At 69.6% G+C, this 22,610-nt stretch carries 19 protein-coding genes; 10 read left to right on the forward strand and 9 right to left on the reverse strand.

Translation table 11 applies throughout. The features are described from left to right. Positions 1 to 11: 11 nt before the first annotated feature. The 3 genes from ACTMTI_RS24815 to ACTMTI_RS24825 all read right to left on the reverse strand — a co-directional run bounded on the left by ACTMTI_RS24815 (position 12) and on the right by ACTMTI_RS24825 (position 4,411). Positions 12 to 1,253, reverse strand: a complete 1,242-nt coding sequence (locus ACTMTI_RS24815; RefSeq protein ID WP_441122898.1) for a glycosyltransferase — start codon at positions 1,251 to 1,253, stop codon at positions 12 to 14. A 459-nt stretch (positions 1,254 to 1,712) separates the two neighbouring features. Then, complete coding sequence (locus tag ACTMTI_RS24820; protein ID WP_441122899.1) at positions 1,713 to 1,991, reverse strand: response regulator transcription factor; 279 nt, start codon at positions 1,989 to 1,991, stop codon at positions 1,713 to 1,715. Further along, positions 1,910 to 4,411: an ATP-binding protein gene (locus tag ACTMTI_RS24825; protein ID WP_441122900.1), complete on the reverse strand. Its 2,502-nt coding sequence runs from the start codon at positions 4,409 to 4,411 to the stop codon at positions 1,910 to 1,912. The genes ACTMTI_RS24820 and ACTMTI_RS24825 overlap by 82 nt, the downstream gene beginning before the upstream one ends. 174 nt (positions 4,412 to 4,585) lie before the next feature. On the opposite strand from ACTMTI_RS24825, the gene ACTMTI_RS24830 reads away from it, so the two are divergent. From ACTMTI_RS24830 to ACTMTI_RS24855, 6 genes are all read left to right on the forward strand, one after another. Then, the gene (locus tag ACTMTI_RS24830) at positions 4,586 to 5,203 is read left to right on the forward strand and encodes a dihydrofolate reductase family protein (RefSeq protein WP_441122901.1); all 618 of its coding nucleotides are present in this window, start codon (positions 4,586 to 4,588) and stop codon (positions 5,201 to 5,203) included. Between the two features lie 794 nt (positions 5,204 to 5,997). Continuing rightward, on the forward strand, positions 5,998 to 6,141 hold the full coding sequence (locus ACTMTI_RS24835) for a putative ATP-grasp target RiPP (RefSeq protein WP_397127281.1): 144 nt from the start codon (positions 5,998 to 6,000) through the stop codon (positions 6,139 to 6,141). 167 nt (positions 6,142 to 6,308) lie between these two features. Continuing rightward, on the forward strand, positions 6,309 to 7,394 hold the full coding sequence (locus ACTMTI_RS24840) for an MvdC/MvdD family ATP grasp protein (RefSeq protein ID WP_441122902.1): 1,086 nt from the start codon (positions 6,309 to 6,311) through the stop codon (positions 7,392 to 7,394). After that, positions 7,387 to 8,367, forward strand: a complete 981-nt coding sequence (locus tag ACTMTI_RS24845; RefSeq protein ID WP_441122903.1) for a TIGR04500 family putative peptide maturation system protein — start codon at positions 7,387 to 7,389, stop codon at positions 8,365 to 8,367. The genes ACTMTI_RS24840 and ACTMTI_RS24845 overlap by 8 nt, the downstream gene beginning before the upstream one ends. After that, positions 8,364 to 8,543 carry a hypothetical protein gene (locus ACTMTI_RS24850; RefSeq protein WP_441122904.1) on the forward strand — a complete coding sequence of 60 codons (180 nt, stop codon included), beginning with the start codon at positions 8,364 to 8,366 and terminating at the stop codon, positions 8,541 to 8,543. Before ACTMTI_RS24845 ends, ACTMTI_RS24850 begins: the two co-directional genes overlap by 4 nt. Then, positions 8,540 to 10,687 carry a peptidase domain-containing ABC transporter gene (locus ACTMTI_RS24855; protein WP_441122905.1) on the forward strand — a complete coding sequence of 716 codons (2,148 nt, stop codon included), beginning with the start codon at positions 8,540 to 8,542 and terminating at the stop codon, positions 10,685 to 10,687. The genes ACTMTI_RS24850 and ACTMTI_RS24855 overlap by 4 nt, the downstream gene beginning before the upstream one ends. 752 nt (positions 10,688 to 11,439) lie before the next feature. On the opposite strand, the gene ACTMTI_RS24860 is transcribed toward ACTMTI_RS24855, so the two are convergent. After that, on the reverse strand, positions 11,440 to 12,714 hold the full coding sequence (locus tag ACTMTI_RS24860; RefSeq protein WP_441122906.1) for an ABC transporter substrate-binding protein: 1,275 nt from the start codon (positions 12,712 to 12,714) through the stop codon (positions 11,440 to 11,442). A 141-nt stretch (positions 12,715 to 12,855) separates the two neighbouring features. Further along, positions 12,856 to 13,269 (reverse strand): hypothetical protein, encoded by a 414-nt coding sequence (locus ACTMTI_RS24865; RefSeq protein ID WP_441123160.1) that lies wholly within the window; start codon positions 13,267 to 13,269, stop codon positions 12,856 to 12,858. 338 nt (positions 13,270 to 13,607) lie between these two features. On the opposite strand from ACTMTI_RS24865, the gene ACTMTI_RS24870 reads away from it, so the two are divergent. The 3 genes from ACTMTI_RS24870 (at position 13,608) to ACTMTI_RS24880 (ending at position 16,203) form a co-directional block, all read left to right on the forward strand. Next, positions 13,608 to 13,958, forward strand: coding sequence for a DUF6355 family natural product biosynthesis protein (locus tag ACTMTI_RS24870; protein WP_441122907.1), 351 nt, complete (start codon positions 13,608 to 13,610; stop codon positions 13,956 to 13,958). 434 nt (positions 13,959 to 14,392) lie between these two features. Continuing rightward, complete coding sequence (locus tag ACTMTI_RS24875) at positions 14,393 to 15,595, forward strand: alpha/beta hydrolase family protein (RefSeq protein ID WP_441122908.1); 1,203 nt, start codon at positions 14,393 to 14,395, stop codon at positions 15,593 to 15,595. A 221-nt stretch (positions 15,596 to 15,816) separates the two neighbouring features. Then, entirely contained in the window at positions 15,817 to 16,203 is a 387-nt protein-coding gene (locus ACTMTI_RS24880) for a hypothetical protein (RefSeq protein ID WP_441122909.1), read from the forward strand. Between the two features lie 113 nt (positions 16,204 to 16,316). Here the strand turns inward: ACTMTI_RS24880 and ACTMTI_RS24885 are convergent, their stop codons facing one another. Genes ACTMTI_RS24885 through ACTMTI_RS24900 form a run of 4 tightly spaced genes read right to left on the reverse strand, consistent with a single transcriptional unit; the run spans position 16,317 to position 21,052 of the window. Then, a complete protein-coding gene (locus ACTMTI_RS24885) occupies positions 16,317 to 17,987 on the reverse strand; it encodes an amylo-alpha-1,6-glucosidase (protein ID WP_441122910.1) in 1,671 nt (556 codons plus the stop codon). A 17-nt stretch (positions 17,988 to 18,004) separates the two neighbouring features. Then, positions 18,005 to 18,811 carry a carbohydrate ABC transporter permease gene (locus ACTMTI_RS24890; protein WP_441122911.1) on the reverse strand — a complete coding sequence of 269 codons (807 nt, stop codon included), beginning with the start codon at positions 18,809 to 18,811 and terminating at the stop codon, positions 18,005 to 18,007. Next, the gene (locus ACTMTI_RS24895; RefSeq protein WP_441122912.1) at positions 18,808 to 19,770 is read right to left on the reverse strand and encodes a carbohydrate ABC transporter permease; all 963 of its coding nucleotides are present in this window, start codon (positions 19,768 to 19,770) and stop codon (positions 18,808 to 18,810) included. The genes ACTMTI_RS24890 and ACTMTI_RS24895 overlap by 4 nt, the downstream gene beginning before the upstream one ends. 4 nt (positions 19,771 to 19,774) lie before the next feature. Then, positions 19,775 to 21,052, reverse strand: a complete 1,278-nt coding sequence (locus ACTMTI_RS24900; protein WP_441122913.1) for a sugar ABC transporter substrate-binding protein — start codon at positions 21,050 to 21,052, stop codon at positions 19,775 to 19,777. A 254-nt stretch (positions 21,053 to 21,306) separates the two neighbouring features. On the opposite strand from ACTMTI_RS24900, the gene ACTMTI_RS24905 reads away from it, so the two are divergent. Beyond that, positions 21,307 to 22,323, forward strand: a complete 1,017-nt coding sequence (locus tag ACTMTI_RS24905) for a LacI family DNA-binding transcriptional regulator (protein WP_441122914.1) — start codon at positions 21,307 to 21,309, stop codon at positions 22,321 to 22,323. The last annotated feature ends 287 nt before the right edge of the window (positions 22,324 to 22,610 follow it).

Here is a 22,610-nt window from a genome sequence, read left to right on the forward strand (position 1 = left end):
GCGCGTATGGTTCACGCGGACACTGGCGGCCTTTCTCGGCTGACCGCGTCGAGCAGCAATTTCGCGGCCACCGTCGTCCCGTCGGTGCGGATCGTGCCGGCCACGGCGGTCGCTCGTGCGCGGGTCTCGGGGGTCAGGGTCGTCCTGAGCGCGGCTGACAGGGACTCGGTGGTCGGAGTGGGACCGTCGTGTGCCGCGCCGATGCCCAACTCGGCCACCCGACCGGCCCAGTATGGCTGGTCCGCCGCCTGGGGTACCACCACCTGAGGCGCGCCGGCCCGGGCGGCCGTCGTCGTCGTGCCCGCGCCGCCGTGGTGCACGACGGCGGCCACCCGGCCGAACAGTGCCTGATGGTTGACCTCACCGACGGCGAAGCAGTCGTCCCGGTCGTCGATCAGGGCGAGGTCGGCCCAGCCGCGGGCGACGAGCGCGCGGCGGCCCTGCGCGCGGATCGCCTCGATGGCCACCTGGGCCGCGTCCGTCGAGGCGCGCATGGGCATGCTGCCGAAGCCCACGTACACAGGTGGCGTGCCGGCGTCCAGGAACGCCACCAACTCGGCCGGGAGCGCGCGAACGTCGGGCAGGATCCACGCGCCAGTCTGTACGACGCCGAGGCCCGGCGTCTCCTGCCACGGGTCCAGGATCGGGTCCGTCGCCAGCAACGGCCGGTCGCCGATGACGTAGTCGCGAACATCGTCCACCGGGGGCAGGCCGATCGACGCCCGGTTGATGTTGAGCGACTCACCGAACAGCGCATTGATGTTCTGGGCGTCCAGGTCCCACAGCACCCGGTTGTCGGTCACGTCCGGCGGGAGCGGCCGGCCCGGATACGCCAGCGGCGGGTGGTGCGGCGACGGCAGGGTGAGCTGCTGGAAGGTCGCGTGCACGTAGTGGATGCCCAGTTTCTCGGCCACCGACCGCGCACCGGCCGCGGCCGACATCACGCCGGTCGCCACCAGCGCGTCACATCCCTCGGCCGCCGCGGTGACCGCGTCGAACTGGCTGGCGATCAGCTCGGCCGCGCGCCGGGGCAGGTCCGCCGCCGACGGTGGTCGCGCTGCGGTCGTCAGCGCGCGCGCCGAATGGCCGAAGGGCACCATCGGCATGTCGACACCGGCCAGCCGCTGCGCGAACTCCTCGTCCGGAGGCGCGCACACCCGCACCTCCGCGCCGAGTTCCCGCAACCGCACCGCGAGCCCCGCCAGCGGTTCGACGTCCCCGCGTGACCCATACGTCGACAACAACACACGCACTTCGCGTCCCCCATTTCCGCAGGTTCTGGCCCTCGGCCGACGATTCTGCGGCACGACCCGGGTCTTGCCGCAAGCCCCCCGGTGCGCTATACGTTGAGAGTGGAAAGGAGTCGGTCTCTCCTTTCCCTTCATCGTCCGCTGCGGACGGACAACCTCCTCGCGAAGCGGCGGCGCGCCGCGTAACCGCCGACAGCAGAGCCGGCGATCAGCCCAAGGCGCACAGGATGGGCCGCAGAGAACCGCCGACCTCGATGCGGCTCAGCATCGCCGCCCGATGACGCATCCACTCGCCAGAACCAGTCCGCAAGTGGCCTCAACACGCGCACAGCGAACCCCTTTCATTCCTCCGGCAGGGCGCTCCGGCTCCGGGATGATGTGGGCCGCCACCTCCGGCTGGAGACGACAGCCCAGGCCGCCCACGCCCCTGGTCATGCATGCGCGCGCTTCGGCGGCCCCCGCCTAGGTCGCCGGGTCGTGACGGCCGAGCCGCTCGGCGGCCAGGCCGGCGAGCTCGGTGCGGTTGGCGACGTGAAGCTTGGCGTAGATGTGCGCCAGGTGGGTCTTGACGGTGCCGCGGCTGACGAAGAGGCGGGTGGCGATCTCGGGGTTGGACAGCCCCTGCGCGGCGTACTCGGCGACCGATCGTTCGGCCGGGGTCAGGCTCTCCCAGCCCGACTCGGGGCGGCGGCGCGGCCCGCGTGCGCGGGCGGCGTAGGCGGCCGCCGCCCGCAGGTCCATGGTGCGTCCGCGCTCGACGGCCGCGCGCAGGACCGGTTCCTCCAGCCGCGCCCACAGATCCTCGCCGGGAACGCGCAGAGCCGGATGCGGCGCGATCCCGAGATCGGAACGGGCGCGCTCCGCGGCGCCCGCGAGGATGCCGGCCGGCTCGTCCGCGCCGCGCCGCGCCGCAGGCTCAGCAGCGCCAGCGACTCCAGGCTGGCGACGAGTCCCAGGACGAGGTCGTGGTCGATCCGGATCCGCAGAGCCTCGTGGTGCAGACGCAGCGCGCCGTCGGTGTCGGTCGGGTGGACCAGCAGCGCCAGCTCGTCCAGCACCCCCGCTCGGATGCGCGGCATCTCCCGGGTCGCCACCGCGCCGGAGAGGGCGTGGAGCACCCGCTCCGCGTCCGCGCGATCGCCCGCCTCCCGCAGCGCGGCCGCCAGCACCAGGCGGGTCTCGGGCGCGAGCCACTCCTCGCTCGGCTCGGCCTGCCACCGCCCCTCCCGGCGGCACCACGCGGCCGCCTCCCGCGGATGGCCCCGCTGGAGCGCCAGTACGGCCTTGACCCGCTCCCATCCGGTGATGAACGGCAGCTCGCCGGCCGCGGCGACCACGCGCTCGACGGGCTCCAGCGCGGCGGCGGCCTCGTCCGGACGACCCTGGAGCACGCGGATCTCGGCCAGGACGCCCCGGGCGGTGCCGATCCAGTGGATGCTGCCCAGCGGTTCCGCCGTGGCCACGGCCCGCTCGGCCAGGCCGCCCGCCCGCCGCACCGCGCCCGACCGGGCGGCGGCCAGCGCCAGCCAGCAGAGGGCGAAGGACGCCATGCCGTGGTCACCGCGCCTCCGCAGCCCGTCCAGGGCGTGTTCGAGGCGGTCGATCCCGTCGCGGTACTCGTCGGCGAGCACGTGGATCAGTCCGATGAACGCCTCCGAGGCGTCCGCGACGAACCCGTCGCCGGCCCGCACGGCGTCGTCCATGGACGCCCGGGCCTCCTCCATCGCCGCCTCCAGGCCCACGGCGAGCTGCCCGAGGGCGACGAGCGACCGGCTCAGCCGTCCCGCCGCGGGCGCGCCGGCCTCGGCGGCCAGGTCCCGCGCCGCCCGCGCCAGCTCGTACGCCTCGATGCCCGGTTCTGCCGTGTCGGTCACGAGTGCGAGCGCGGCCAGGACCTCCGCCTGCAGCGGGGTCCGCTCGCCCGAGCCGCGCTCAACCGCCAGCCGGAGCAGCCGCACGCCCTCGGCGCCCCGTCCTTCGAGGTGCCACAGCCACGCGCACGCCGCGGCCAGCCGCCGCCCCCGCGTCGCGTCGTCGCGCGACAGGCCCCACTCGATCGCCGCGCGGACGTTGGGGTAGGCCGCCCCGACCTGCGCCCGCCAGGCGTCCCTGTCGGTCTCCAGCAGCGGCGCCAGCCGCCCGGTCAAGGACAGGTAGAGGTCGAGGTGCAGGTCGCGGACGGCCTCCGGCTCCTGCGCCTCTTCGAGGCGGTCCAGCGCGTACGCCCGGACGACGCCGAGCATCCGGTAACGCGCCACCGAGCCCGTGGCGTCGGCCACGACCAGCGACTTGTCGACCAACCCCCGCAACGCCTTGAGGAGGCGCCCGCGGCCGGTCCCGTCGAGCGCGCCCAGGCAGGTCACGGCGTCCGCGTCGAAGCCGGGCGCGAACACCCCCAGCCGCCGGAACAGCGCCCGCTCGTCGTCGTCGAGCAGGTCGTGGCTCCACCGCATCGACGCTTCGAGGGTCTGCTGCCGGAACGACGCCGTCCGCACACCACCGTCCAGCAGGGCGAACGGCGTGCTCAGCGCGTCGGCGATCTGCGCCAGGGACAGCGTGCCCGCCCAGCCCGCCGCCAGCTCCAGCGCGAGCGGCAGCCGGTCGAGCCGGTCGCAGACCCGCCGCGCCTCGACTCGCACGTCGCCGCCGGCGGCGACGTCCGGTGCTCCGGCGCCGACCCGCCGCAGGAACAGCTCCAGCGCGTCTGACAGGGCCATCGGCGGCACGGGCCACATCCGCTCGCCCGCGACGCCCAGCCTGGACCGGCTGGTGGCCAGTACGGCGATGCCCGGGCACTGCGACAGCACCGCCGTGATGACGCGTGCCGCACCGTCCAGCACGTGCTCGCAGTTGTCCAGCACGATGAGCAGCCTGCGCTCCCGCAGCGCACCTGTGAGCACGGGGAGCGGGTCCGGCCCGGCGGGCAGGAGGACGTCCAGCGCCTCCGCCACCCGGTGGGCGACGTTGCGCTCGTCGGCCTCCTGCTCCAGGCCGACCCAGAACACTCCGTCCGGCCAGTCGTCCGCGACCGCGCGGCAGGCGCGGATCGCCAGCCTGGTCTTTCCGCACCCCCCGGGACCGGCCAGGGTCAGGACACGCCCGGCCGTCACCGCCTCGCCGACCGCGGCGAGCTCCGCGGCCCGGCCGACGAACGACGACAACTCCGGAGGTAAATGATGAACGGCATACATTGTGGGAAGAAGGATGCCAGATCCACTTCACCCCCCTCAGCCAGCCCCATCTCTGTCAGGTGGCAGATGTTCTCCGCCGGAGACAGCGACAGGATCGTCGCAGACGGTGCCGCAAGGGCACCACCACCAGCAGGAGAAACGAACATGACGCAGCACACCGACGGCCGTGGCCGCAGGGTCGTCGCCAACATCTCGCTCTCGCTCGACGGCCGCACCAACGGCGTCGGCGGCGACGCGGACATGGGCTGGATCGTCCCCCACGCCCTCACGGACGCGGCCCGCGAGCACATGGTGCGCGTGACGGCCACCGCCACCACGGCTCTGCTCGGCCGGAAGAACTACGAGGGCTTCGGCAGCTTCTGGCCGATGGTCGCGAAGGCCGAGGACGCCGACCCCCGGGACAGGACGTTCGCGCAGTGGCTCGACTCGGTCGAGAAGATCGTCTTCTCCTCGACGCTGACGGACGCGCCGTGGGAGAACTCCCGCATCGCCGACGCCGGCCCCGCCGACGTGGTCAGGCGGCTGCGTCAGTCGCCCGGCGGCGACATCATCGTGCTCGCGAGCGGCAGCGTCATCAAGGCCCTGCTCGACGCGGGCGAACTCGACCGGCTCAGCATCACCCTCTGCCCCGAGCTCGTCGGCGGCGGTGTCCGCCTCTTCGAGGACGGCCTGCCCCCCACGTCGTGGTCGCTCACCGACCTGTCCACGACGGAGTCGGGTGCCATCTGCCTGCTCTACGACAGGCACCGTGCGGAAGCCTGACCTGCCGGCAGGCACCCGGCGGGTCGTAGGAGAGCGCTCCGATGCGGTAGCCGGCGTCGGAGCGCTGCAGCAGCAACTGGACTGCGACGGCGAGCGCCGCACAGAGGCGACCTGCACGGGTAGGCCGATCAGCAGCGGCGAGGTGATCCCGAGATCGGCGATCAGCAGTGGTCAGAGGGCGGGCAGCGGGGCGACTAGCATGCCGCGGTTCGGATCGCGCCGATCAGCATGTCCATCTCGCGCTGGTGGTTACCGCCGCCCTGCCGAGGCGAGCGCCAGTAGCGCCGATCGGCTGAGGCGACCGCCTCCCGATTCCCGTCATCGACCGCCGCAGCCGGATGACCGGTCTCCATATCGTGCAGGCGGGGAGTGCGAGCGGTATCGGCCCAGAGCAGCGGTAGGGTACGGCACGACCGGTTTCGACCTGCTGCCACGCATCAAGCAGATCGACAAGGTCAAGGTTCGAGGAGAGGGCGCACGCCTTGCCCAGCTTCTCGACGCGGTTGTCGATGGCTTCGCTGCAAATGGGCTCAGGCATAGCGATGTGATCGTGGCGGGCGGAGCTCGTCCCCGCCCCACCACGTACGAGATGGGACCGCGTAATTCCCCAGGGCTCCCGTCGCCGTGTTCCCGCAGCTCAGAGCGCTGACATGAGGATCACAAGTCGCGATCCCAGTCTGCCACAAGTCCCTTTCAAGTCGTCGTCCCTAACTTCGTCATCACAAGCACGACAGGTTCCACGGCACACCGGGGGAACGAAGACACACCGCGGAAGCGGTGAAAGGGGAAACGAAATGTCGAAGATCTCGCTGAACGACCTTGCCATCGACGGTGCCGAGCTGACCGACGCCGAGCTGGGCGACGTGGCCGGTGGCCGGATGTCCGTGTCCTGGTACATCGGTGGCAAGCCCGCCGAGTGGGTGGGCACCAACAACTGACCCGTACCGGGCGAGTTGTGATCAGGAAGATTCGCGGGGCCCACGGCTCCCGAAATTGAGTTCAAGAACCATCCGTTCACATTGACCTCCTTCCGCGACGGCGGAGCGGGCCCGTCCCGCTCCGCCGTCTTCGTACGGAGAGACACCGCGAGCGAGGCGACTGGAACATGATCCTCATACTGAGCGACCCTCTGGACGACACGGTCGACATGGTGATGCCGAAGCTGCTGCGCCGGAACATCCCGGTGACCTGGTGGGACAGCGGGGAGTTTCCCGCCAGGAGCCGGCTCACGGTGGCCTTCGCGGATGGAGAGCACCGAATCACACTCCACACCGAGAACGGCACGCTCGATCTCTCGACGGTGACGGCGGTGTGGCGCAGGCGTCCGACCCGCTCGGCGGCGTCGGCCGAGGTGTCGGAGCCGAGCCATCGAGAGCACGTCGACTGGCAGGCGCAGTTCCTTCTGGACGGAGCCTGGGACCTGATCCCCGCCCGGTGGCTGCCCTCGCGGCGCGAGCCCGAGCGTCAGGCCCATAACAAGATCATTCATATGGCCCGGGCGGCGGCGCTGGGTTTCTCCATACCGGAGACATCGTTCACCAACGATCCGGCCGAGCTGGTCCCGGCGTACGAGCGCGCCGAGGGCAGGCTCATCGCCAAGCAGATCAACTCCGATGACTTCACGATCGACGGCGAGGACCACCGCACGTACACGACCGTGCTGACCCGCCGTCACCTCACCTCACGGCACCTGCTCCAGCACGAGCCCGTGATCCTCCAGCCGTACGTGTCCAAGGCCGTGGAGCTGCGCGTGATCGTCGTGGCGGACGAGGTGTTCGCCGCCGAGATCGACTCCCAGGCGTCCCGGACGGCCAGGGAGGACTGGCGCCACTACGACGACGACCGGGTCAGGTACGCCGCGCACGCGCTTCCCGCGGACGTGGAGAAGCGGTGCGTCGAGCTGGTCGCCTCGTTGGGGCTGACGTACGGGGCCATCGACCTGATCCTCACGCCGGAAGGCGACTACGTCTTCCTGGAGATCAACCCCAACGGCGCCTGGGGATTCATCGAGATTCGTACGGGCCTGCCCATCAGCGACGCCATCGCCGCCTGGCTCGCCCGCGACGAGATCGCCGGTCAGACGGTCGCCCATGCGAAGGACGTCGCCCATGCGAAGGACGTCGCCCATGTGAAGGACGTCGCCTATGCGCATGAGGTCACCCATGCGAAGGAGGGAGAGTCCCATGAGTGACTTCGGTGCCGTGCTGGAGTCCGCCGTCGAACTGCTGCGCGGGCTGCCCCGCAGGCGCGCCCACGTGGACGCGGCCCGCAGGACCGCCGCGGAGTGGACGGCCGAGAACCCGGAAACCGATGCCCAGCTCGTCGTCGACATCCGGCCAGGTACACCCGTGGTCGACTACGACCTCCTGCTCGCGCACCCGGACGGCGGGACGGTCGCGCTGACCGCCCCGGCCGACGAGGGCGTGCCCTGGCTGATCGAGCACTCGACCCACTGGGCGGCGGGCCAGCTCGTAAGCGTGGACCAGGTTCACCTGTCCGTGGCCCAGGCGCTCACCATGCTGCGCTCGCTCTCCCGCACCAACATGTCCCCGCACGACGAGATCGTCGAGCAGTGCCTGGTCCTCAACGAGGTGATGGCCGACGACGAGCCGCTGGCCGTTGAGGACCTCCAAGCGGCGGCCGACGAGTTCCGCAGAGGGCGCGGCCTGCACGACCGCGCGGCGACCGTCGCCTGGCTGGAGCAGGTCGGAATGTCCCTGCCGCAGTTCGAGGAGTATGTCGGCGCCATCGCCCGCCGCCGCAGGTTCCGGCGGCGCAAGGAGGCGGAGCTCGCCCCGGCCCACCTCGCCACGCACCGCGCCGAGTTCGCCAGGGTACGGGCTCTGTGGGTGACGGGTCCGGCCCCTCTCAGCGCCGCCGCGCCCGCCGACCTGATCGTTTCCCTCACTGCGGCCGCCGGTGAGGCCCACGCGAGCGTCGGCGACCGGTGGGAGTGCGAGCTGCCCGAACCGCTGCGGGGCGCCGAGCCGGGAAGCGTCGTCGGGCCCGTCCGGCACGAGAAGGGCTTCCTCACCGGCTCGGTGATCGAACGCCGGCCCGCCGAGGACGACCCCGCCGCCCTGGCCGCCGCGGGGCAGGCCGCCTTCAATGCCTGGCTGGCCGAGCGCCGCGAGCGCGCGTCGATCGAATGGCACTGGTCGTGAGCCGCCCCATCTACCGTGAAGAGGCGTTGCACCGGTACGCCAGCCCCTCCACCCGGGAGAGCAGGCCGCTGGTCATCCGGCGAGGGTGGTTCGTGCTGCTCTGGGGGCTGGTCATTGTGCTCCTCGCCATCGGGGCCGCTCTCGCGCTCGTCGTGGCATCAGGGATTTCGTCATGAGCAGGCGCGTGCCGGTCCTGCTGCAGAACACCGTCTCCGAATGCGGGGCGGCGTGCCTGGCCATGGTGCTGTCGTTCCACGGGCACCGCGTCTCGCTCCACGAACTCACCGACCGGCTCCAGGTCGGCAGGGACGGGCTCACCGCGCTCGCCATCGTGGCGGGCGCCCGTGAGTCGGGGCTGACCGCCAAGGCCTTCTCGCTGGAACCCGAGGACCTCGCCCGCATCCCCATGCCCGCCGTCGTCCACTGGGAGTTCAACCACTTCGTGGTGGTCGAGCGCTGGGCTCCCGATCGCGTCGACATCGTGGACCCCGCGCGCGGGCGACGCAGGCTCACGGCGGAGGAGTTCAATGCCGGATTCACCGGCGTCCTGCTGGCCTTCGAGCCGGGCCCGACGTTCAGGCGGGGGCGCTCCAGTGCGGCGAGCACGTGGCGGCGCCAGTTCCTGAAGAATCTCGTCATGCGCCGGCGGGGTCTGCTCGCGCAGGTCGTGCTCGCGTCGCTGCTGCTGCAGGCGCTCGGGCTGGTGCTGCCGCTGTTCTCGCAGGTGCTGGTGGACCGGGTGCTGCCGATGGGTGCCGATACGCTCCTCGGCGTGCTCGGCGCGGGCATACTGCTCGCCACGGTGACGCAGTTCGTGGTCGGCGCGCTGCGGTCGGTCCTGTTGGTCGCGGTCAGGGCGGGCGCCGACGCCGAGCTGACCCGGGGAGTGGTCTCCCACCTGATCGCCCTGCCATACCGCTACTTCGCACTGCGAGGCACGGGAGACCTGGTCACCAGGGCGGGCAGCGTCGCGGTGCTCAGGGAGATGCTGACCGGCCAGATCTTGTCGGCCCTGCTGGACGGGCCGCTGGCGATCGGGTACCTGATCCTGGTCTTCATACAGGACCCGCTGTTCGGTGTGTGCCTCCTCGGCGTGGCCCTCCTGCAGATCGTGCTGCTGCTGGCGACCAGCCGCCGGGTCAACTATCTCGCCCAGCAGGAACTGACCGCGTTCTCGGCGACGCAGAGCCAGCTGATCCAGGCCATCGGGGGAATCGAGACCCTCAAGGCGTCCGGGGCCGAGAAGCACGCGGTCGGCCAATGGTCGAAGAACTTCACCGCGCAGCTCAACGCGGATATCCGCGGCGGCATCACCCAGGGCCTGCTGGATGCGGCGCTCGGCGCCATCCGCGTGCTCGCCCCGCTCGGCCTGCTGTGGGTCGGAGCCTGGCGGGCACTGGACGGGGAGCTCACCTTGGGCACGCTGCTCGCGCTCAACGCCATCGCCGTCGGCGCGCTCACCCCGCTGTCGTCGCTCATGTCGAGCATGCAGAGCCTCCAGCAGGCGGGCGCCCACTTCGACAGGCTCTCCGACATCCTGACCTCCGACCCTGAACCTTCCGAAGGCATCGAGGTCCTCCGGTTGCGCGGCGCGGTCGAACTGCGCGACGTCGGCTTCCGGTACGACCCCCGGGCGCCGTGGACGCTCCAGGGCATCTCACTGAAGATCGAGCCCGGCCAGAAGGTCGCACTGGTCGGCTCCTCCGGGTCGGGCAAGAGCACGCTGGCCCGACTGCTGCTGGCACTCCACACGCCGACCACGGGCGAGATCCTTTATGACGGGGTGCCGGTGAGCGAGCTCAACCTGCGTACGCTGCGGCGGCAGTTCGGCGTCGTCACCCAGGACCCCTCGCTCTTCACCGGCACGATCAGGGAGAACATCGCGCTCAACGACCCCGACGCGTCCTTCGCCCGGATCGTCGAGGCGGCGAAGACGGCTCGCCTGGACGCCGAGATCCGCCAGATGCCCATGAGGTACGAGACCATGCTCACCGAGGGCGCCGGACTCTCGGGCGGCCAGCGGCAGCGGCTCGCCCTCGCGCGTGCCCTGCTCTCCCGGCCGAAGATCCTGCTGCTGGACGAGGCGACCAGCAACCTCGACAGCGAGAGCGAGGCGGCGATCGAGAGCCACCTTGCCCGGCTCACCCAGACCCGGATCGTCATCGCGCACCGGTTGAGCACGATCCGCGACGCGGATCTGATCTTGGTGGTCGACGGTGGCCGCGTCGTCGAGCGGGGCACCCACGACCGGCTCCTGGCCTACGGAGGCCGTTACGCCGCCCTGGTGGCCGCCCAGACGGTGCGCGCGACCTCGTCGTGACGGCTTGCCGACGCGGGCGGGTCGCACCGGGACTCAGCGGGGTGAACGCCGAGAAGGTCGAGGACCTTCTCGGCATGACCGCCTCTGTCGAGCTGTGACAGCGGTATCGGCGCCCGACTGGTGACCGGACGCCGATACCCGTCATGTCAGGCTGGTGACGTGTCGGCCCTGCCGAGGTGCCGGGCGAAGAACCGGACCGCGCTGTCAGCATCGAACCTGGGCAGTTCCTTATGCGTGCTCGCGTTGGCGTGCAACGTCTTTCCTTCGAGGCGAAGGCGTCGGACAGTGCGAGACCGGATTGGCGGTCGATGTGTTCGTCGTCCCATTGGAGGTCGAACTCGATCGGAATGGCGATCTGCCTCGCCGTCTCGGCCAGGGGCTCGGGCCAGAAGAGACCGAAGACCGCGGCGGTGATCCTGGGTTCGACCGCCGTCAACGGCACCCCGATCGCGGTGCCCATGTTCAGACCGAAGTGACCGACCGGACCTTCGGGGCCGATCTCCGGCAGTTCCTGGAGGGCGTCCAGAGTTGCCTGCCAGGGACAAGGTAGGGATCCTTGCGGTCAGCCGGTGGGGCGCTGGGCGTGAGTGGCCAGGGCTTGGGGCCGGCCCAGAGCGGACCGAGCTCGCCGCCCTGAGGGACTCCATGACCGCGTCGGCGAGCTCGGGTAGCTTGTCGAACGCATCGGGCGCGTCGACGTACATCTGCGCGCGGTGCCCGAGCCCGGCGAACGCGTACTATAAGTCCCTCCTCTAGCCTGCGATGAGGGCGTTGGCCTCCGTGATGAGCTTCTGAGCGGCATCGTCAGGCGTCATCCGGCCGAACAAAACCTCGTTCGTATACCGTTTGAGGATTTCCTCGATGGCGCTGGCGAGCTTCGGCGGGGCGGCGGGCGCGTCCGTGAGCTCGCCCTTGATCTCATCGAGGAAGGCCAGCGTCTTCTTGTCGGCCTCCGGAAGCTTGTCCCTGACCGCCGCCAGCACCTTGGAACTGGCCGGCAGGCCGCGGTCGCTGAGGATGATCTGGCCCGCCTCCGGGTCGTTGATCATGAAGTCGATGAACTTGGCGGCCTCCGCCGGGTGCTCGGACTTTGCCGAGGCGGTATAAAACATCGCGGGCTGCAGGAACATGCCGCCGGTGGTGGCGCCCTGTGCCTTCGGCATCCGCAGCAGGTCCACTTCCTTGCCGCCTGACGCCTTGTTGATCGAGCCGAGCTGGTTGCTCCACCACATCCCCATCGCGCCGTTGCCGGTGGCGAATAGCGATCGGTCCTCGCCCTGGGTTCCGAGCTCAACGCTCTTGGCGGCGTCCGGAGAACCCTTGGTCTGAATCAGCTTCCGGTGGACGGCCCACCACGCCTTGAGCGTATCGGGCGAGACGCCGATCTTGTTGCCCTTGTAGAGGGACTCGCCCCGCTGAGCGGCGAAGATCTGCAGGAAAGCCGGGTTGAAAGCCTGCTGCGTGCCGTAGACCTTGCCCCCGGTCCCTGCGGTGATCTTCGCCGCTAAGTCGACGTATTCTTCCCAGGTCCACGTGGTGTCGTCGGGTAGTTCCTGCCCCGCGTCCTTGATCGCCTTCGGGTCCACGACCAGGGACCAGGCGTTGACGCCGGTGGGGATGGCGAACTGCTTCCCGTCGATGGCACCGGTGGCCAGCACCTTGCCGTCGATGTCGGCGGTGTTGACCGTGCTGGACAGGTCGGTGAGCGTGCCGCGGTCGGCGTATTCCCGCAGGCCGCGGATCTCGATCGTGATGACGTCAGGCGCTTCGTCGCCCGCGACCTTCGTGGCCAGCGTCTCGTAGTAGCTGCCGAAGTCGGAGAACTCTTCCTCGACGTCGATGTTCGGGTTCTTCGCTTCGAACTTCTTGATCGCCTCTTGCGTCATCTTCTGCCGTGCGTCACTGCCCCAATAGGAGAAACGCAACTTGATCTTGCCGTCGGCGCCTTCGCTGCCGCAGGCCGTAGTGATCGCCAGCACAGCAGTGGCCAGCAACGCTGCCGTCCACATTTTCTTGCCAGAGCCCACGGCTCTACCTCCTGGGTGTCGGGGGTGCAGGACCTGCTTCGGTCCTGGGTGGTCACACCACGGATCAGTTGCTTCCGTCCGGCCAGGAAGAAGTCGAAGCTCAGCCCGAGCGCGCTGATCGGCATGGCGAACATCGGGGCCTCACAACGACTCTCCACCGGAGTCAAAGAATCCCGCGGTGAGTCGGCGGTGGCAAATGAGGGCTGCGGCGATGGTGACGAAGAATGCGAAGTGGTCGGCTCGGCGTTCGTAGCGGCGGTGTAGGTGGCGGCAGCCGGCGCCTTCGACGACCCGGCGGCGGCGGGGCCTCAGCGGATGCCGTGGCTGGCCAATTGCGCGGCCACCGCTCCGATCGACGGAGCGGGGAACCGGCGCACCCAGGTAGCGAGTTTCATGCGCGGCCGTCTCGCCGCCTGGGTCGAAGGCACCGCCGTTGTCGTCGCGGTAAGGGGTGCCGAGGTCATCCTCGATGGACAGCGTCCAATACCAGAAGAACGGCCCTTTGGTATCCATCTCGTGTTGCCGCAGTCCGGGGACGAACTCGTAGTGCAGCACACCGTCGCCGCCCGATCATCTCCAGTCCGCGGGCGACCACGTGGTGGCTTTCCACCAGTTCCCCGAGATCGATGTCGAAGACGATGCCGGGACGGATCAACCCGCCCATCTTGGCGAAATGGGCGTCGGTAGCCGTGCGCGATAGTACCGCGTATGCGATCAAGCAAATATTCCCTACGAGGAACGCTTGGCAATCACTCTTAGTTAGGGCGGGATCCGATGGTGTGAATGGCAGGATATCGATGCTTAATGGCTCTAATCCTTCTGTACGGAGCCGCCGGACATGGTGACAATCGCTGTAACGTCACACCGACGGCACGGACAGAAAAAGGAGAGGCATGAGCCTGTTCACCACTATGTCCCGGATCGCCTTGGCCACCGCGGCCGTGGGAAGCATCGCCTTGGCCGCGCCCGCCGCGCAGGCATCCCCTAACCGCACCTCAGCCACCGCCTCCAACGACGTCGGCATCCTCCAAGCCCCCGTGGGCTGGCAGTGCGGCGCCTACCGCAGCAGCGACGCCTGGAGTGCGACCCTCCACTACTACCACTGCGGAAACAGTCGGATCGAGGTTGAAATAGACTACCGTTATTCGCCCAACACCTTCGTCTGCCTGCAGCCATGGCAAGACAGATATCTCGAAGCCTTTTCTCGGGCCTCCCATGCCTGGTATACAGGCCGCTCCTGCTAACGCATTCTCTGTGGGAGAGCGAAGGGCGTCCGCTCGGGCGGGCACACTTCGCGTAGCCGAAACCATCCTGCTCGCTGAAGTGGGCCTGTACTGGGTCGTGGGAGACGACCCGCAGCGTCCCGGCCTACCCAATGCGCCGGCCTGATATGTATCTACGGGTCGGTCATTCAGACGGCTGCGCAGGCGACCGGCACCAGATCCGGCTGCTGCGTGCCGAAGCCCCCCTCGCGATGTGAGCCATCCAGATCGTCTGTGACCTGATCCACATGCCGGAGTAGACCCGCCTGCCGGCGTACGGCTTTCTGTGCAGAGCCGCGTGCGGGTAGAACGTGCAGAGCTTGAGAGGCTCTACCCGGGAACCTTACGAAAGTAGGGGCACCGGCCGATCGTTCGGCAATGTCGGGCACGGCGGGGTTCTTCCTACGGTGCTACCCATGATCAGAACCCGCCGCAACGCCGCGGTCGTCCTCCTCGCCCTAACCCTGCCCCTGTCGGCTGTGATGGCCGCCTCGATGTCGTTCCCGGCCGCCGCGGCCTCCTCCGCGGACAGTTCCGACGTGAGTCCCGCGATCCCTCGACCCACCGGGCAGTACGAAGTCGGGCGCGACATCCTGCATCTCGTCGACAGCAAGCGCCGTGACCCGTGGGTGCCCACAGCAGGCCCGCGTGAGTTGATGGTCTCGATGTACTACCCTGGCCGCCACGGCGGGAGCCCCGCACCGTACATGACCACCGACGAGGCCCGTCTCCTTCTCAAAGGGCAGAAGCTCGACACTGTCTTCAAGGCCGAACAACTCGCCGCCGTCCGCACGAACGCACGCGTCGGCGCCCGCCCCGTCGGCGGCAGGCACCCCCTGGTGGTGCTCTCCCCGGGTTTCACCCTCAACCGCGCCACCCTGACCACGCTCGCCGAGGAACTCGCCTCGAAGGGCTACGTCGTCGCACTCGTGGATCACGCCTACGAGTCGTACGGCACTACTTTCCCAGGCGGCCGCACCCTGACCTGCGTTGCATGCGAGACGGTGGAGAAGGCTCCCTCCGATGAGGCGGAGAAGAAGCTGCTGGGCAAGGCCGCCGCCGGCCGGGCAGCCGACATCTCCTTCGTCATCGACCAGCTGACCCACGCCGCCGGACCTGCACCCATCTGGAAGCGCTGGAAGATGATCGACCCACGCCGGATCGGCGCCGTCGGCCACTCGCTCGGCGGCAATGCCGCAGCGAGCGTCATGGCCACCGACCACCGCGTCCGCGCCGGGGTGAACATGGACGGCACGTTCTTCACACCAGTCCCAACCGCCGGCCTCGCCAAACGGCCGTTCCTCATGCTCGGCACCAAGGCCCAGCACTCGCCCAACTCCCCTGACACAACCTGGCTGCGAGACTGGCGACGCCTGGACGGCTGGAAGCGCTGGCTGACCGTGGCCGACTCCGGCCACTTCACCTTCATCGACCTGCCCATCCTGGGCGGGCAGGCCGGGATCACCGATCCCACCGCGCCGCTGTCGGGAAAGCGGTCTGGCGAGATCACCACGGCGTACGTGGGCGCCTTCTTCGACCAGCACCTACACGGCGAACACCAGCCACTGCTGGACGGCCCATCCCCCGCCAACCCCGAAGTCGCCTTCCAGAACCCTTAGGGCCGGGGTGCAGACACCGGCCACCGGGTTCCGCGCACGCCGGTGAAGGGCGCCGCCATCCCGGCCAGTGCCGCCAAGATCCACACGCGACCGGTCACGAATGGAGAAGCGAAACCTGCCCCCCGCGTGGGATCGGAGTTCACGGGCCTCAACACGGCCTCAACACGGACTCAACAGCCCGGGCCGCACGATGTCGTCACGAACTCGACAGGAGACTCACGATGAAGACGACGTTACAGGCCCTCGTCGCAGCAGGCGCCATCACCGCCGCGGCCCTCGCCAGTGCCCCCGCTGCGAGCGCGACCACCGCTTCCGAGCTCGGCTGCCCGCGGCCGCGGGTGGCCAACCTGGACACCGGCTACGTCACCATGATCGGGTCGTACAACCTCAAGGCCGGGCCCTACGCGGGCAGCAGGTGCGCCACCATAACGAAGGTCGCCAAGGGCGCCGTGCTGTACGTCCACTGCTGGGTGCTCAACAGTTACGGAAGACCGTGGGCCTACGCGCGGATCAAAGGCACCGGCACGCACGGCTGGATGTCGGTCGACAACGTCAAGTACGGCCCGGGCCTCAACTTCCTGAAGTGCCCCGGCAGCGAGCTCAAGTAAACGGCCGAAAGGCTGACCGCGCCGCGCGCTGCCCCGCCGGCGGACCAGATCGTGGGGGAGCGGAGCGTCCAGCTGCTTGATCGTCGTCCGGGCGTTGGCGCTCGCTGCCGCCGTCAGCCCCTGCTTCGCTGCTCGTGGGCGGCGGCGAGAATGAGGTAAGCACTGGCCGTCCAGGTGTAGGCGCGGTCGCGCAGCCCTTCGCCGGTGCGGGCGTCGAAGTTCTCGGCGAAGCCGGACTTCTCGCACAGCTTGCGGAAGCGGGCGCTGATCTCGTCGGCGAGGCCGGTGTATCCGGCGCGGCGCAGGCCGTCTTCGATCAGGACGGTCGAGGGCGCCCAGATCGGGCCTCGCCAGTAGCCGTCGTCCTGGTAGTGCTCGGAAGCAGGCAGTTCGGTGGCGGGTCCGAACGCGGTCAGGTGCTTCTCGATGCCGGCGGCCAGGGCGGCGCGGACGGGTTCGGGCAGTTCGTCGCCGAGCACGATCGGAATGAGGTCGAGCAGGCTGGAACTGGGCCAGGTCCGTGTCGAATGCGCGCTGCGGGCGACGAACCGTTCGCCGTCCCACAGCTCGGCGAGCAAGGCGTCGCGCATCCGGTCGGCCTCTTCCGTCCACCGGGCGGCAGCGCCCGGGTCGATGGCCAGCCGGGCGAGTTCGCGCATCTGGAGTACGAGGAAGGCGGCCAGGTCGGCGGTCTCGACGACCCGCTCGGGGTCGAAGGTGGTGGCGTTGTCCCATCCGCTGTCGTTGCCGTGCTGGTAGTGCGGCAGTTCCCGGCCGGGGGCGCGGCGCGCCGTCAGCCAGAACGTGGTCCAGCGTTCCAGCAGCCGGTACGTGTCCACCGGCTCGGGCGGCGGAGGAAGGTGGCGCAGGGCCCAGCCGTGAATGGGCGGTTTGACGAAGTTGTAGAGGATCTCGGAGTGGGTGACGGAGTCGGGCAGCGCGCCGGCGGCGTCCTGGTGGTCGAAGGGGAGGCGGTACTGGTCCCATGCCAGGTCGGGCAGGCCACCGGCGACGGCGATGGCGTTGAAGCAGTGATCCCAGCTCCAGACCTTGTCCATCCAGTGCTTGGACATCAGGACGGCGGGCCTGGTGACGAACCCGGCCGGGCGGACGGTGGCCGACCACAGCACATAGGCGGCCAGCTCGGCGGCGGGCGTGCGGTCGCTGCGCCAGGGCGCGACGGCCGCGGCGAACGCGTCGAACTCGGCCCGCGCGGCCTTGACCACCTGCTCGAAGGGGTCCGTGCTCGCGTAGGGGGCGCGGGCGGTTTCGTACTCCTCGATGGCGATCTCCCACGCGCCGCTCAGGACGACGCCGCGTTCGGCGGTACGAAGCGCCTGCGCGCCGAGGTGCTCGGCCTGTCCGCTGAGGAGGGTGATCCGGTAGCGGCGGCCGGTCTGGTAGACGGTGAAGACGTACGATCCGTCGACGGGGTCCTGATAGAAGTACGGGCCGCTGAACGGCGTCAGGACCGGGTCGGCCGCCAGCAGGCGGAGCCCGAGGCCGCGGCCGCGCACGCGTACCGTGTCGGCGCTCTCGTAGGCGAGGTCGATCCGGCCGTCGTCGCGGCTCCAGGCGAGCTGGTGCGGGGTGGCCGTGATCGCGGCCGCGGCGTCGGGGACCAGCCGCAGGATCGGGTGCATGCCGGTCTGGTGAGAGACCAGGTGCACGTCCTGCGCGTAGGTCTTCTCCGCCACCACGGGCGAGAAGCCGAACCACGAACCGTGGTAGCTGAACGGGATTTCCCGCAGGGAGAACACCGGGCCGGAAGCGGCGACGGTCATGAAGCGAAGGTCCCTTCTCAATCTTTGACGGCGCCCGCGGTGACACCGGCGGCGACGTAGCGCTGGGCGACGACAAGCAGGATGGTCGCCGGGATGGAGGCGATCACGGCGGTGGCCATGATGGCGTTCCACTCCTGGTTGTTGTTGCCGATGTAGTGGTAGATGCCGAGGGTGATCGGCTGGTGGTCGCCGCCCTGGTCCAGAGTGCTGGCGAAGACGAAGTCCGACCACGCCCACAGGAACGCGAACAGCGACACGGTGATGAGAGAGTTGCGGCTGACCGGCAGCACGATCGACCAGAACGTGCGCACCACGCCGGCGCCGTCGGTGCGGGCGGCCTGCAGGAGCTCTTCGGGGATGCCGGACATGAACGTGGTGAGGATCAGCACCGCGAACGGCACGGCGAGGGTGGAATCGGCGACGATCAGCCCGGGAACGGTGTTGAGCACGCCGGTGCTGAGGAAGATGGCGTAGAAGCCCATCGCCATGATGATCCCGGGGATCATCTGTGCGATCAGCAGCACGAAGCTCAGCCCCCCGCCACCCCGCGGGCGCAGCTTGGCCAGCGAGTACGCCGCCGGCGCCGCGAGCAGCAGCGTCAGCGCCACCGTGCCCAGCCCCACCACCAGGCTCACGCCCAGGTAGGGAAGCTGCTGGTCCAGCACCGCCCGATAGCCCTCCAGCGTGCCGTCGACCGGGAACAAGTTCGGCGGGCTCTTGCGCATGTCGGTGTCCCGGGTGAACGACACGTTGATCATCCAGTAGACCGGGAACAGCATCACCCCGGTCAGCACCAGGCCGACCGCGGTCTTCCAGTGCCTCATGCCAGTGCCTGCCTGCGCTGCACGCGGATGTAGATCAGCCCGAAGACGAGGGCCATCACGATCAGCAGGTTGCCGACGGCCGCCCCGGGCCCGAAGGAGGGCACCAGGTTGCCGAAGCCGAGCCGATAGGACCAGGTGGCGAACGTGGTCGACGACCCGCTCGGCCCGCCCTTGGTCATGATCCAGATGATGTCGAACACCTTCAGCGTGTAGACCAGACCGAGCAGGATGGTGATCGCCGAGACCGGGCGCAGCAGCGGGAAGGTCACCTTCCAGAACCGCTGCCACCCGTTGGCGCCGTCCAGCGCGGCGGCCTCGTAGACGGCCGCCGGGATGGCCTGCAGCCCGGAGTACAGCACCACCAGGTTGAACGGGATGCCGATCCAGACGTTGGCGATGATGACCGACCACAGCGACCAGTCCGGCGAGGTCAGCCAGTTCACCGGGCCGATCCCGAGCCCGCTCAGCGCCGCGTTGACCACGCCGGAGTCGCTGTTGAGCATCCACGACCAGGTCGAGGCCGACACGATGAGCGGCAGCAGCCATGGCACCAGGAACAGCGCCCGCAACGTGGCCGACAGCCGGAAGTGCTTGACGAAGAACAACGCCAGCGCGAGCCCGATGCCGAACTGGAAGACCAGCGACACCAGCGTGAAGACCACGGTGTGCCACAGCGCGGGCCCGAACGTCGCGTCACCGAAGACCTTGGCGTAGTTGCCGACCCCGGCGAACGGCGCGTCGCCCTGCACGAACGAGCGCACCGTGTAGTTGCGCAGGCTCAGCTCGACGTTGCGATAGAGCGGATAGGCGTAGAACACGAGCAGGTAGACGACGACCGGGGCGAGGAACGCCCACGCCGCCCACTGCCCTGACCGGACGCGCGCCGCCCGGTGGCGCCGTCCCTGTGCCGGAACGGAGCCTCGGGCGGGACGCGCCGTCGTCTGCGTGAGGTGGCCCATGCTGCTACTGGGTCGCGCTCGCCGCCGCGGACTGGGCCGCGGCCATGGCCTCCTGCGGCGACTTCGAGCCGCTCAGCGCCGCCTGCACCGCGCCCCACATCGGCTCGGAGATCTTCGGGTATTTCGTGCCCAGGTCGTCGCTGGTGCGGCCCTTGGCCGCCTTGACCGCATCCACCCACACCTGCAGCTCGGGGCTGGCCGCCACCTGCTTGGCCTGCACCGCCTCGGTGGGCGCGATGTAGGACAGGGTGGTCGTCGTGGTGAGCGAGTTGTCGGTGCTCGTCAGGCAGGTCACGAGCTTCTGCGAGGTGGCGTAGCGGGCGGTGTCGGACTGCACCGGGATGCTGACGAACTCGCCGCCGGTCGGGGCGGGCGCCGTGCCGCCGTCCTTGCCCGGGATGGGGATGATGCCGTAGCCGAAGCCGGCCTTCTTGGCGTTGGCGAGCTGCCAGGTGCCGTTCTCGGCGAAGGCGTAGTCGCCGCCGGCGAACTCCTGCCAGCTCGTGGTCTGGGTGTTGTTGATGACGGAGTTGGGGGCGTACCCCTTCCTCAGCCAGTCCGTCCACAGCGCCACCGCGGACACGCCCTCGGGGGAGTCGAGCTTGGTGAGGTTCGCGCCGGAGCCCCAGAACCAGGGCAGGAACTGGAAGCTGCCCTCCTCGGTGCCGATCGCCGAGAACGTGATGCCCTTCTTGCCGGACGCCTTCACCTTCTCCAGCGCCGCGGTCAGCGACGCCCAGTCCTTGACGGAGGCGACGTCCACGCCGGCCTTCTTCAGGACTTCCTTGTTGTAGTAGAGGGCCAGGGTGTTGGCGCCGATGGGAACGCCGTAGGTCTTGCCGCCGCTCTGCCCGGCGGCCAGCAGGTTCGGCGCGATCGCGGAGACGTCGAGCTTGTTCTCCTCCGTGGTGGTCAGGACCCCGGCCTCGGCCAGCGTCGAGACCACGGGGTTGTCCACGATGAGCACGTCCGGCGAGTTGCCCTGCTGGGCGGCCAGCAGCGCCTTGTTGGTCAGGTCGCTGGTGTCGTAGCCGGTCCGCTCGACCTTCACGCCGGCCTGCGTGCCGCACGTCTCCAGCAGCTTCACCCACTCCGAGCTTTTGTCGTACTGGGGGTAGGGGTCCCAGATCGTGTAGGTGCCGCCCCCGGCCGCCTGGCTCGCGCTCGCCGGGCCGCTGCCGCCGCCGGACGACGACGAACCGCAGGCGACAAGCCCGCCCACGGCGGTCAGGACCGCCAGACCCACGCCGGCCGCACGCCGGCTCCTTGCCGCTGATCTCATTGAGCTGACCTCCGCAGACAGGCGTTACGCGGCTGTTTCCATCCGAAGTCGAATCGATTCGCCGAATCGGTTCGACAGAACATAAGCCCGGCATCCCAGACGCGTCAATGGGGCTGGACCACCAGGTTTGCCTGGATGGCGGTCCCATGTGCCGAACGGGACACATCCACGTCATAGAATCCGGCGTCGTGCTTTCCGTGAACCGGTTCGATCTACCATGGTCGCGAGCCGGTAGATCTGGACGAGGAGCGCATGTGAACATCGGGGAGATCGCCAAGAGGGCGGGCGTGTCGCGCAGCACCGTCTCCTACGCGCTCACCGGCAAACGCCCGGTGTCCGAGGCGACCAAGCGGCGCATCCAGGCGGTCATCGACGAGCTGGACTACCGGCCCAACGCCGCCGCCAGGGCGCTGAAGGAGGGGCGGACCCGCACCATCGGGCTGGTCATACCGCCGGCCGCCCAGCGCCTGACCGACATGCAGCTCGGCTTCGTCGCCAGCGTGGTCGACGCCGCCGCCCGCGCCGACCTGGACGTGCTGCTGTCGCCGTCGGGGGGCGAGCACGACCGGTCGTTCGAGCGGATCGTCGCCGGCCGCCGCGTGGACGGCGTCGTTCTCATGGAGATCCGGCTGGAGGACGACCGCGTCGCCCGGCTGCGGCAGACCGGCCTGCCGTTCGTCGGCATCGGCCGTACCCGCCACCAGGAGGAGATGTCCTGGGTGGACATCGACTATGAGACGCTGATCGCCAAGTGCGTGCATCACCTGGCCGACCTCGGCCATCGGCACGTCGCGCTGGTCAACCGCAGCGCCGAGCTGGTCGCCGCCGGATATGGGCCGGGGCACCGCGCGCAGGCCGGCTTCACTCGCGCCGTGGCCGAGCGCGGACTGGAGGGCGTGCGGGTCTGCTGCGCCGACGACGCCCAGGCCGGGGCGTCCTGCGTCGAGCAGCTCCTGGCAGAGTCCCCGGAGCTGACGGCCATCGCCACCATCAACGAGGCCGCCGTCGCCGGCATGTATCGCGGGCTGGCCCAGGCGGGCCTGACCGTGCCCGGGGACTTCTCCATCGCCGGCGTCGCCGCGCAGCGCTGGGCCGAAAACCTGCACCCGCCGCTGACCGCCGCGGACGTCCCGACCGACGAGCTGGGTCCCCGCGCCGTCGAACTGCTCATCGAGCGCATCGCCGAACCCGCGACCCCGCACCGCCACCTGCTGGTCGCCCCGCCGATCTCGCTCCGCGGCACCACCGGTCCGGCACGCTCCCGCACCTGATCAGAACAGCGGCTCGCATGGCGGCGGCACCGCGAGCACGTGTCGCGGACGTTTCCCGCTCTTGACCATCGTGACCGAATGCGCCTATCGTCCAGTCGAATCGATTCCGCGAATCGATTCGACTTGCTGGACCGCGATCCCCCCTCGGCGCCATGCCGGCGCTCACCGCCGCCCAGGAAGCCCCGCCACGTCCCGTCGAAGCAGCTTCAGGCGTTGTTGATCACTAGGCCTCCGACGTTGCGCTGCGGGGCCGGCCACGCCCGCATCCCGGCGAACGGCCGTAGTCC

Source organism: Nonomuraea sp. H19 (assembly GCF_052068215.1).
Lineage (GTDB): Bacteria > Actinomycetota > Actinomycetes > Streptosporangiales > Streptosporangiaceae > Nonomuraea.

Bases quoted from the DNA above. Each gene is read 5' to 3' on its own strand.
- ACTMTI_RS24820 (WP_441122899.1), bottom strand. From the start codon at position 1,991: ATGGACCTGCGGGCGGCGGCCGCCTACGCCGCCCGCGCACGCGGGCCG.
- ACTMTI_RS24830 (WP_441122901.1), top strand. From the start codon at position 4,586: ATGACGCAGCACACCGACGGCCGTGGCCGCAGGGTCGTCGCCAACATC.
- ACTMTI_RS24835 (WP_397127281.1), top strand. From the start codon at position 5,998: ATGTCGAAGATCTCGCTGAACGACCTTGCCATCGACGGTGCCGAGCTG.
- ACTMTI_RS24840 (WP_441122902.1), top strand. From the start codon at position 6,309: ATGATCCTCATACTGAGCGACCCTCTGGACGACACGGTCGACATGGTG.
- ACTMTI_RS24845 (WP_441122903.1), top strand. From the start codon at position 7,387: ATGAGTGACTTCGGTGCCGTGCTGGAGTCCGCCGTCGAACTGCTGCGC.
- ACTMTI_RS24855 (WP_441122905.1), top strand. From the start codon at position 8,540: ATGAGCAGGCGCGTGCCGGTCCTGCTGCAGAACACCGTCTCCGAATGC.
- ACTMTI_RS24870 (WP_441122907.1), top strand. From the start codon at position 13,608: ATGAGCCTGTTCACCACTATGTCCCGGATCGCCTTGGCCACCGCGGCC.
- ACTMTI_RS24875 (WP_441122908.1), top strand. From the start codon at position 14,393: ATGATCAGAACCCGCCGCAACGCCGCGGTCGTCCTCCTCGCCCTAACC.
- ACTMTI_RS24880 (WP_441122909.1), top strand. From the start codon at position 15,817: ATGAAGACGACGTTACAGGCCCTCGTCGCAGCAGGCGCCATCACCGCC.
- ACTMTI_RS24885 (WP_441122910.1), bottom strand. From the start codon at position 17,987: ATGACCGTCGCCGCTTCCGGCCCGGTGTTCTCCCTGCGGGAAATCCCG.
- ACTMTI_RS24890 (WP_441122911.1), bottom strand. From the start codon at position 18,811: ATGAGGCACTGGAAGACCGCGGTCGGCCTGGTGCTGACCGGGGTGATG.
- ACTMTI_RS24895 (WP_441122912.1), bottom strand. From the start codon at position 19,770: ATGGGCCACCTCACGCAGACGACGGCGCGTCCCGCCCGAGGCTCCGTT.
- ACTMTI_RS24900 (WP_441122913.1), bottom strand. From the start codon at position 21,052: ATGAGATCAGCGGCAAGGAGCCGGCGTGCGGCCGGCGTGGGTCTGGCG.